Source organism: Leptolyngbya cf. ectocarpi LEGE 11479 (genome assembly GCF_015207065.1).
In the GTDB taxonomy this organism is placed as follows: Bacteria; Cyanobacteriota; Cyanobacteriia; order Phormidesmidales; family Phormidesmidaceae; genus Leptothoe; species Leptothoe ectocarpi.
Genome location: NZ_JADEXP010000240.1, coordinates 1 through 10,092, shown reverse-complemented (window position 1 = coordinate 10,092; position 10,092 = coordinate 1). Strand labels below are relative to the sequence as shown.

The window sequence follows — 10,092 nt, the reverse complement described above, 5'->3', positions numbered from 1 at the left end:
CTACTACGGGCTATCGCTGCAAAACTTTAATACCGCTGCTGCTTTTGCCGAAATTTTAGAAGCTGGCACCCGCAACCATCTGCGCTGGCCTGCCAATATTGGCTTATTTACCAAGTCCCTGGCCAATCTAGAGGGGGTGGCGCGCCAGTTTAATCCCCAGATTAATCTCATCGCTGAAATTCGTCCGCTGATGGTGGACCTGTTTCGTCAGCAGCTGATTGGCGATGACCCCCTACAGGCGCTGTTACGCACCGGTTTAGAGTTTCGTAATTTATCGCTGTCGGCTCCCCGTCAGTTTGGTTTTTTGTTAGATCGTCTTAGCGAAGAAACCCTGACTTGGAACATTAATGTCAAGGAGCTGGATAGTTTACAGCAAAGCATTGAGCAGGCGGCCAATCGACGCTCATTTAGCACGGTGGTAGCCGCCTTGATTATCGGCGCCGCCATCATTTCCAGTAACCAAACCAATATTCAGCTGCAGTGGCTGAGCACCAGCTTATTTACAGCCGCCACACTGCTAGGTCTTTGGCTAATTATCAGCATTCTGCGCTCGGGCCGCTGGCGCTAGTGTCCTGTCAAGTCTTGACTCTTCGCCTATAGTGGTATCTCTGACAGTAGGATAATTTGCTACCACAATAAAGGGAACCTAAAGCTACAGTATTTGTACGTAGAGGCTTTATGGGGGTAGCGATGGGATGGGGAGTGACCGTCTTGCCAAAAATTTATCCCCAGATGTCTTGGCTTAAGAATTTCTTTAGCCATATTCTAGGTTTGGGCATAGATAACTATACAGCTGTCTCGCTGAGCTACTGTTTGTGCCACTTTTCCTGATTGTTTTTTACAACCCACCCACGTGACCGTTCTCATTTTTGATTTTGACGGTACGATCGCCGATACGTTGGAAACGATCGTCACTATTACTAACCGCTTAGCCGTTCACTATGGCTATCCCCAGACGACGCCGGAGCGGTTGAAATATCTGCGTGCTCTCAGTACGGCTGAGCTGCTAGCTCAGTCGCATGTACCTTTATTTCAGGTGCCTTTTTTGATGCGGCGAGTGCGGCGGGAGCTGCGCCACGATATTCACTCGATTCAAACCTTTGCTCACCTGAGGGAGGTGCTGCTAGCGTTAGACAGCGATGGTCACTCCATTATGATTGCTAGTTCCAATGCCCCGTCTACTATTCATTCGTTTCTACAGCGCCATGACTTGAGCCACGTGTTTAATCAGGTCTATGGCAACATTGGCCTGCTGGGTAAGGCCCGCAGCCTACGACGAATTATGCGGCGTCATCGGCTGATATCTGAGGAAATTCTCTATATCGGCGATGAAACCCGTGATATAGAATCCGCCCACTGTCAGGGGTTAGCCGTGGCAGCGGTGAGCTGGGGCTTTAGCGATCGCACCGCCCTAGAAGCCCAGGGCCCCACATTCCTAGTCGATACCCCCGAGGACCTCTACCAAGCCGTCAGCGAATTTCACAAAAGTCAGCAGCGGCGATTTATTGCTCCCAAGCAGGATGAGACAGTAGAAACTCCATCATGCGTACCCCACGCAGTTGATTAGACAGCGGCAAGTGGCCCACCGGGGCTGACAAATCCCAGACAAACTCATCCGGATAGCGTGTCCAAATATTTTTTGATTTCCAAGCCAGCTTTTCCCAAAGCCGGTTCCAATTCTGATTGAGACCGAGCCACAGCTCCCGCTGTTTTGAGAAACCAAATCGATCTTCTGAATACACTCGCCACAGCTGATCAATGGTCAGCAAATCGTTGATAGGAAAGCTATCTACCTCAGTAAAGTAGACCCACTTACGCTGAACCGCAGCGGGGCCTGCCAGTTCACATAGCTTTTGCAACGTGAGCCGATCGGCCGCTTCATATTCCTGGCCAATTAGCAGCGTCTGTAAAGGGCGGTAGTCAATACCTTGATCGGACTTAAGGGTGACAACCCCCTGGGGTAAAGTCTCCGCTAGAAAGGTCTGAGCCGCCACCGACTCACTGTTACTCAGCAACTGATACGCTTTGCCTGCCGCTGCAGAGGAATCGCTGGTGGCGTTAGCTTTAAGAAAATCGATCAGGATGGCAATACCCGACTCGTCAGTGCTGGCTAATTCTGTAACGGCACTGAGCTGGCGCTTTAAATTATTGGAGAGTAGCTGTTCGGCAAGTTTGGCCGTTTTGTCAGTATCTAACGGAAGAGCCGTTGGGGAATCAGCGGATGCGTTACTCATATCGGGCGTTTATAACACCAGCTTCTGGCGTTGCTTTAAACATTGTTTTGATAATCAGCCAGCTCTCAGGCTACCTCACAATGTCTGAGCAATACAAGATGGCGTCTGCAGATGACGTTCGCTACTTTTCAGACTCCTCAGCGCTGGCTGGCCGATAACCATGTTCAAAGGCATAGCGGATCAGCTGGGACCGATTTTCCAAAGATAGCTTGCTAAGAATATTGCTGAGGTGGGTTTGAACCGTTCTCGGACTAATAAACAAGTGTTCACCGATTTGCTTATTAGTAAAGCCTTGGATCACCTCCCAAAATACCTTTTCCTCTGCGGGAGTCAGGGGCAAGGGCTCGGGCGGCGGTGGTTGAGCTGCCTCAGGGGCAGGCATCTGTTGCACCAGTCGAATAATTTCCGCATGCATGCGCCGGGAGCGTTCTAGTTGAGCATCGATTTTGGCAATCAGTTCCTTGGGGTGAAACGGTTTAACGATATAGTCATCAGCCCCTTTGGAATGCCCTTGAATCCGATCGTCTAGCTCGCCTCGTCCTGAGAGGAAAATAAACGGGACCAGCTGACCCGAGCGAATTTCCCTAAGTTTGGTACAAAACTCGTAGCCATCCATCTCAGGCATCATGACGTCTGAGACCACTAGATCCGGTTGGTCTTGTTCAAAGAGAGCTAACCCTTCCGTGCCAGAAGACGCATGGCTAACTTGAAACCCGCGCTCTCGCAGATAGCGGGTCAATGCAGCCCGCAATGTGATGTCATCATCAACGATCAGGATTTTTTTCATCCTAGTTTTAGCTGCCTCAGCGTACTTGCTAAATCCTTTGTCCGAACTCCCATGACCCTATCCAAATTAATTTTATCAATCCTACAGCTATGGCGCTGACATTGAACGTTCTACATAACAAATAATTCACTGAATCAAAGTGCGATATGGAGGTTTATGTAGGGCAGGCAGAAATGAAACGATAGACGGCTGTTTGAGCGTTACTTTAATTGATATTGATAACGCCCCAATAATGTCCAATTACTTTTGCAACGATACTTTAGATACTTTTTAGCTGGATGCCCTGCTCAAAGCTAAAGCTTTTTAAGTTTGGCAGACATCCCTTTCTTTGTTTCTTAGAGATTGTGATGGTTTCTAGATTGGAGGTGACGGATAACACGGTTATTGTTTTGTAAGTCTGGGTTGACTGGTACAGTATCGACACCAACGCGAAACTTAGGTATAAAGCAGGGTATGGCTGAACCTGGGTGATATAGGGGAATGATGTCGCAGGCGCAGCATAGGTAAGAGGGAGCAACATGGGTGAGTCTGGTAATCAAGGCACGAATGACCCGCTACTGCAGTCGCTGGATGATGATTTTCAGGCACTGCAGCGGCACTTTGCCGATCAGCTAGCCAAGGATATTGAGTATCTACAAACTGAAAAACAGCGTCTAATCAGTGATTTAGAAGCGCTGCGAGTAGAGTATGACCAGCTTTATATTGACTATCAGTCGTTAAAAAACGAGTCGGACGTTACCCTGTCCAAGCGGCAGTTAGCTCAGCAAAATGCTTGGGCAAAACGTCTGGCCCAGGTACTGGCCCAAAACCTGCGAGATGATCTCCATGCCTATGTGACCAACTCGGTGGAACTGCCCACCCCCACCCAGGACTGGCTCCATTCCCTTGATGATACCCTCAACCGCAGCGTCAAAGCCCTACAGCAAGATCTCAGCAGCTATCAAAGCGCCATTGCTCAGCAGCTAACCCGGATGCAGACCATGGAGCAGCAGGGGGAAGTCATCCTTGGGAGTCTGGTAGAACGGTTGAGCGATCAGCTAGTTCGCTCCCCTGACCTAACTCAGACGGGACGCCCAGGTACCCTGGATAATCGTCCTCTAAAGGATGGCAGTGCTGTTGTGGGCAGTCGTGCCTATGTGGAGCGTCCACGGCCCGATCAGTTAGCCGGTACCACCCGTCGGGTAGTACCGGCTTATCCTGGTCAGACTGTTTCTGGTCAGACTGCCGGTCAGACTGCCGGTCAGACTATGGGGCCAGCAATGACCCCGGCTTTAGCCAGTGTGCCGAAAGCGGGTCATGAACGCACCTTAAAGAAGGGTATGGTGCTCTGCGCCATTGCTACCCTCGGCTTTAGCGCGATTACCGTACTAGTTGGCGGTCTGAGTTTAGGTGGGACTGTGTTTGGCAGTGCGCTGGCGGGGGTAAATACCTTTAGCTTCTTCAATGCCAATACGCTGCTGTGGTTGCAGCTAGTGGTCTTGATCCCGGTTTTGATAGTTTTATCGCCTCAGCTGTACCGTGCAGTATGGCGTGATGTGGGGCAGTCACTGCGTTCCACATCGCGGCTATTGGCGCTGATAGGCGGTGGTGTTTTTTACTTTTTTGCTCAAGTGTTATTGTTTCAGGCGGCTGGTACCCTGGGACCGGCGGCGGCGGCCCCGTTACTGTTTGCCTATCCGTTGTTAGCTGTCCCCCTGCTGTGGTGGCTCAATGGTGAACGCCCCACTCTATTGAGAGGTGTGGTGATGTTGGCCATAGCTATGGGGGTAGTGCTTATCCTCAGACCCCTTTCCTTTGCGAGTACTGGGGCAGCCCTGTTGTCAGCCGTTGCGTTTGCACTATATGTGGTAACCAATAGCCTTAGCCGTCAAAATCACCCTGTCTCGACTGGGCTGGTTCAATCTTGCGTTATGGCTATTCTCAGCAGCGTGATTCTGTTGATCCGTCCCTTAGTCGTTACCCAAGATCTAACCAGTCAGTTTGTCATAGGAGGTCTGGGTCTGGGGCTGTTGGCTAGTGTCAGCTACTTTTTTCACTACACTGGATTGCGATTAGTGGGAGGGTTACGCACCTCTCTAATCGCCGCAGCCACACCCTTTCTAACCGCCTTACTTGCGGCTTTACTCCTGACTAATCAGCCTACTCTACAGATCATCCAGTGGCCCGGTATTATTCTTATTACTCTGGGAGGGATGACGTTATCGTTAGATCGGCTAAACCGACAAGACCAGACGATGCCCTAGACCCCAAATCTTTCATCAGCTCGCACTATGAGGGCATAGAACCTAGTGGAGATTTATCGTTAAAGTTAAAACGGAGAGGGAGGGATTCGAACCCTCGAATGAGTCACCCCATTACAGCATTTCCAGTGCTGCGCCTTCGACCGCTCGGCCACCTCTCCATGATTATCTCGCTGAAGAATTAAATCTTTACAGCTCAAACATAGTAACAGAAAGTGGTGCGTATTTCATGGGACTATTGCAGGGCACCGCTGCTTTTTCTATCTGGTTCCATGACCAAAACCCACACGATTCATATTCACCACCGTCAAAAAGGTCGTCACTATATAGCTCGGGTGCCTGACGATCGCTACATTCTGCAAACGGCTGAAAATCAAGGGGCTGATTTACCCTTTGCCTGTCGGAACGGGGCCTGCACCACCTGTGCGGTGCGCATTCTGTCTGGAGAAGTGGAGCAGCCTGAAGCCATGGGGCTTTCCCCTGGTCTGCGAGAGCGAGGCTATGCCCTTTTGTGTGTTAGCTACCCGCGCACCGATTTAGAGGTGGAAACCCAGGATGAAGACGAAGTCTATGAGCAGCAGTTTGGTCGCTATTTTGGCAAGGGTAAGGTGCGATTTGGATTGCCGTTGGATGAGGATTGACACAATCAAGCACAATCAATATTGATCTAATTGACCTAAACGATTGCTTAACCAATGAGCGTAATGCCTACAACTGAAGATCTGCAGCGTTTCTTGGACGTAGCAACCGAGGCAGCGATGGCAGGCGGTGCGGTGCTGCAAACCTACTGGGGGAATCTATCCTCGATTCAAGAGAAGGGCCGTTCTGGAGATTTAGTGACTGAAGCGGATCGTGCCTCTGAAGTAGCGGTTCTAGCAGTGATTAAGCGTCATTTTCCTGACCATGCCATTTTGGCTGAAGAATCGGGTCAACTCGGCCAGAGTGATAGTCCCTTCCTGTGGGCCATTGATCCCCTGGATGGCACGACCAACTATGCGCACCAGTACCCGCTCTGTGCGGTTTCCATCGGTTTGCTGGTGTCTGGGGTACCGATGGTGGGGGTGGTTTATAACCCGATTTTGGACGATCTCTATCGGGCGGCGAAGGGGCTAGGGGCCACCCACAATCGGCAACCAATCCAGGTATCGGCAACGACAGCATTAGAGAACAGCCTACTGGTGACGGGGTTTGCCTATGACCGTCGGGAGACTATCGACAATAACTATGCCGAATTTTGTCACTTAACCCATCTGACCCAGGGCGTGCGTCGCGGTGGCTCTGCCTCTGTGGATTTGGCCCATGTGGCCTGTGGTTGTTTGGATGGTTATTGGGAACGGGGTTTGTCCCCTTGGGATCTAGCAGCAGGAGTGGTGCTGGTAGAGGAAGCAGGTGGCCAGATCAGTGCCTATGATGGTAGCCCGTTTGATATTTACTCTGGCAGGCTAGTGGCTACAAACCGTCATTTACAGTCAGCCATAATTCAAGAATTAAGCCAAGTTCAGCCCTTACCTCAATTTAAACCGTAGGTAGTCCCGTCTACTTATTTTTACCGATATAGAGAAAATGTCATGTAACATTTTTATGTTACGAGGCACATTCTGTGTTGATTTGGCGTCAAGCCAGTTACAGGTATTAGATGCCAATACGGATACACTAAGATTAAGTTGTCAAAACCAGCGATCGCAATTAATTAGATAGATGCAGGTTAACCGCGGGCTATTCAAATTGGACCTAGTCGATCACCATGCCATTTTGGGGGTGCCGCTAGATGCTGACGCGAAACAGGTAAGAAAGCGCTACCTAAAGATTGCGCGTAAGCTTCACCCCGACAGCTTACGGGAGGCGACTGACGATCAAAAGCAGCAGGCCAGCGAATTGCTATCTAAGCTGGTCAACCCTGCCTACGAAGTCCTCAGCCAGGAAAAATCATCTGTTGAGCATAAGGTGAGCCTGAAGCTCAAAGGGCAGCAGCTCCAGCAGCAACCGGCGTTGCTATCCCTATCTACCGAACCATCCAAACAGGTGGCTAGTAGCAACAATGTAGACTACGCCTATAGCAATGCTCTGAAACCTTTGGTACTGGACCAGTATGAGTCTCTGGATACTGTAGTTGATGCCATCGGTGAAATTAGCGAACTCAATGCCGCCTATGTGATGCGTCAAGGGGGGGCTCCTGCTGCCGCTAAAGACGATGACAAACCACCGGTAGTCGATGATGGCACTGGCAGCGGTGCGGGGGAATCGGACACCGTTACGGTGATGTCTGCCCGTGAACGTCGCGCTCAGCTAATTGAAAGCTTTATCAATCGAGCCAAGGAATTTGAGTACAAGGGCAATTTCTCGCGGGGCATCATTGAGCTGCGGGAGGCCGTTAAGGCCCATCCCCAAAATCCCAGATGCCACGCGGAGCTAGGGCGTCTTTACATGCGGAGTAAACAACTCAAAATGGCCAGTATTCATACCAAACGTGCCTTAGAACTCGATCCTGATAACCAAACCGCTGCGGATGTCAAACAGAAGCTAGATGCCTACGCTAAGCGGATGGGTAAAAACTCTCCTCCTGATAAACCTCCTACTGGCAAACGCTCTAATAAGACTCCCCAAAAGCCAAGCGGTGGCCTATTTGGCAGTTTATTTGGCGGTAGGAAACGCAAGTAACTTGGATAGCTAGTCGCTCATCACCATCAGGCTTTAAGCTGGTATAGCCATTGCAGCCAGTACAGTCATGACCTATCAACCACCAGCGGGGGGACGCGACCTATTCCCGTTAGATGTGGCGCAAAAGCGCTGGATTGAAGATCGCATCGAGGCCGTTTTTCAGCGCTGGAGCTACCAACGAATCATTACCTCCACCGTTGAAAATATGGATACGCTGATGGCAGGCGGTGCCATTCAGCAGTCTGAAGTCATTGAACTCAATGGCCGAGGGGAACGGTTGGGGCTGCGGCCTGAGCTGACAGCATCCATTGCGCGAGCAGCGGTGACCCGCATTAGTCACTATCCCCAACGGCTTTATTACCATGCCAATGTCTTTCGGCGGTCATCGACGGGCAGCCAGGGGGGACAGCAGGAGTCTTACCAGGCTGGCGTCGAACTCCTGGGGGCTAGTGGTTCCCTGGCCGACGCTGAAGTTTTATTGATTATGGCTGACTGCCTCCAGGCCTTGGGCTTACAAGACTGGCATTTGCTCCTGAGTGAGGCTAGTTTGACCGAATCTTTGCTAGCGCCGTTTCCGATGGATATGCGGGAGCAGGTGAAAGTTGCGATCGCAGCCCTAGATCGCGTCACCCTAGAAACATTACCTCTGTCTAATGAATTGCGCACGCTGGCGCTAACCATCCTGGATTTACGGGGAGAGCCGCGCACGGTTCTGACTCGGGTGAGCCAACTTGACCTCAATAGCCAACAGCGTCAGATTGTCGGTGATCTCAAAAACCTAGTCGATCTACTGGAGAGCACGTTTACAGAGAACCCACCCCAGCTCGTGTTAGATCTCAGTCTGATGCAAACATTCGAGTATTACACAGGTGTAGTGTTCGAAGCTGTTGTGCGCACCGAGCATACCTGTGAAGTGGTGGGCCAAGGAGGCCGTTACGACAATTTACTCAGCCTCTTTCACCCTGAGCATAGGTCCTATCCAGGCGTTGGTTTTGTGCTTAACGGAGAAACCCTGCAGCAGATTTTGCAGACGCACCTGCCCCACACAGTGGCTGACAGTGACTGGCTGGTTGTACCCACGGTGCCTGCCGCCGCCGCCGCCGCCATTGCCCATGCCCAAGCCTTGCGTCAGGCGGAGCCCCTGACCCGTGTAGAGCTGAGTCTCGACCCGTCTGTACCAGAAGCCACACTACGGCAATTTGCCAGCGGCCGCACAATCGCCAATATTGCTTGGGTGTCCGCTCAGGGCGACGTCCGCGTGGAAAACCTGACTTAAGATAAACAAATGTAACTACATGCCCTGGGGGACATCCCCGGCAGGATGTACTTTTTGACGAACATTATACTGAGGAGCGCCGTGGCCCACTCTATTGTTACCGACGTTTGTGAAGGCGTTGCTGATTGTGTCGATGCTTGTCCTGTAGCCTGTATTCATGAGGGTCCCAAGAAAAATAAGAAGGGGACGGACTGGTACTGGATCGACTTTGACGTGTGCATTGATTGCGGTATTTGTCTGCAGGTCTGCCCTGTGGAAGGGGCAATATTACCTGAAGAAAAACCTGATTTACAGAAAACCCCGGTTTAATTGAGCTAATGTAGGCTCAGTTTCAAAATAAAGGCGTTCGTGGTGCGGAAACCGCTGTACTATGGACGTTTTAGTTGATTTAGTACTTGCGTTCTATGTGGACCTGTGCTAAAAATACCTGGAAGTATTGATTTCTCTTGCTATGAACAAAGGTGAACTGCTAGATACGGTGGCTGAAAAGGCCGGTGTTTCAAAGAAAGTTGCAGATGCTGTCGTATCAGCAACTATTGAGTCCATTATGGAGGCTGTTTCCAGTGGCGATAAGGTGACCCTAGTGGGGTTCGGTAGCTTTGAACCTCGCGATCGCAAGCAGCGTGAAGGTCGCAATCCCAAGACCGGTGAAACCATGACAATTCCAGCAACCACAGTTCCTGCATTTTCTGCGGGTAAGGCATTCAAAGAAAAGGTTGCTGCCTAAGCTTAGTAAACTTTTTGGCATTGCTGGCTGATCTTTGGTGTGATCCAATCTGTAACACACAGGCCAGTAGCGACTGTGATTGACAGATTTATCTCCTAAGATTGGACCACAATGGTTTTTCCCGTTTAGTCAAAGTTCTGAGGGCCTTGACTAAAGCTTCAGTTAATAGG

10 protein-coding genes, 1 tRNA gene and 1 pseudogene are annotated in these 10,092 nt (G+C 50.7%); 9 read left to right on the top strand and 3 right to left on the bottom strand.

Annotated features, from left to right (window positions below; genetic code table 11):
- Together IQ260_RS21090 and IQ260_RS21085 are read left to right on the top strand one after the other, a co-directional pair.
- Nucleotides 1-568 (top strand): annotated as a pseudogene (locus tag IQ260_RS21090) (AarF/ABC1/UbiB kinase family protein); the annotation flags it as partial.
- Between the two features lie 285 nt (nt 569-853).
- A complete protein-coding gene (locus tag IQ260_RS21085) occupies nt 854-1,567 on the top strand; it encodes an HAD hydrolase-like protein (protein ID WP_193995064.1) in 714 nt (237 codons plus the stop codon).
- Here IQ260_RS21085 and IQ260_RS21080 read toward each other — a convergent pair.
- Together IQ260_RS21080 and IQ260_RS21075 are read right to left on the bottom strand one after the other, a co-directional pair.
- The gene (locus IQ260_RS21080; protein WP_193995063.1) at nt 1,503-2,234 is read right to left on the bottom strand and encodes a GUN4 domain-containing protein; all 732 of its coding nucleotides are present in this window, start codon (nt 2,232-2,234) and stop codon (nt 1,503-1,505) included. The two genes, IQ260_RS21085 and IQ260_RS21080, sit on opposite strands and share 65 nt — an antisense overlap.
- Before the next feature lie 121 nt (nt 2,235-2,355).
- Complete coding sequence (locus tag IQ260_RS21075; RefSeq protein ID WP_193995062.1) at nt 2,356-3,021, bottom strand: response regulator transcription factor; 666 nt, start codon at nt 3,019-3,021, stop codon at nt 2,356-2,358.
- A 518-nt stretch (nt 3,022-3,539) separates the two neighbouring features.
- Between IQ260_RS21075 and IQ260_RS21070 the strand changes: the two genes are divergently transcribed.
- Complete coding sequence (locus IQ260_RS21070) at nt 3,540-5,264, top strand: DMT family transporter (RefSeq protein WP_193995061.1); 1,725 nt, start codon at nt 3,540-3,542, stop codon at nt 5,262-5,264.
- Nucleotides 5,265-5,335: 71 nt separating this feature from the next.
- On the opposite strand, the gene IQ260_RS21065 is transcribed toward IQ260_RS21070, so the two are convergent.
- A tRNA-Ser gene (locus IQ260_RS21065) sits at nt 5,336-5,422 on the bottom strand.
- A 111-nt stretch (nt 5,423-5,533) separates the two neighbouring features.
- Here IQ260_RS21065 and IQ260_RS21060 point away from each other — a divergent pair.
- The 6 genes from IQ260_RS21060 (at nt 5,534) to IQ260_RS21035 (ending at nt 9,922) form a co-directional block, all read left to right on the top strand.
- A complete protein-coding gene (locus IQ260_RS21060; RefSeq protein WP_193995060.1) occupies nt 5,534-5,902 on the top strand; it encodes a 2Fe-2S iron-sulfur cluster-binding protein in 369 nt (122 codons plus the stop codon).
- 63 nt (nt 5,903-5,965) lie between these two features.
- A complete protein-coding gene (locus tag IQ260_RS21055) occupies nt 5,966-6,787 on the top strand; it encodes an inositol monophosphatase family protein (protein WP_322745010.1) in 822 nt (273 codons plus the stop codon).
- A 172-nt stretch (nt 6,788-6,959) separates the two neighbouring features.
- Nucleotides 6,960-7,919: a J domain-containing protein gene (locus IQ260_RS21050; protein WP_193995058.1), complete on the top strand. Its 960-nt coding sequence runs from the start codon at nt 6,960-6,962 to the stop codon at nt 7,917-7,919.
- Nucleotides 7,920-7,986: 67 nt separating this feature from the next.
- Nucleotides 7,987-9,195: an ATP phosphoribosyltransferase regulatory subunit gene (locus IQ260_RS21045; protein ID WP_193995057.1), complete on the top strand. Its 1,209-nt coding sequence runs from the start codon at nt 7,987-7,989 to the stop codon at nt 9,193-9,195.
- An 81-nt stretch (nt 9,196-9,276) separates the two neighbouring features.
- Entirely contained in the window at nt 9,277-9,504 is a 228-nt protein-coding gene (locus IQ260_RS21040; protein WP_163671302.1) for an indolepyruvate ferredoxin oxidoreductase subunit alpha, read from the top strand.
- A gap of 130 nt (nt 9,505-9,634) precedes the next feature.
- Complete coding sequence (locus IQ260_RS21035; protein ID WP_322745011.1) at nt 9,635-9,922, top strand: HU family DNA-binding protein; 288 nt, start codon at nt 9,635-9,637, stop codon at nt 9,920-9,922.
- Nucleotides 9,923-10,092 lie beyond the last annotated feature (170 nt).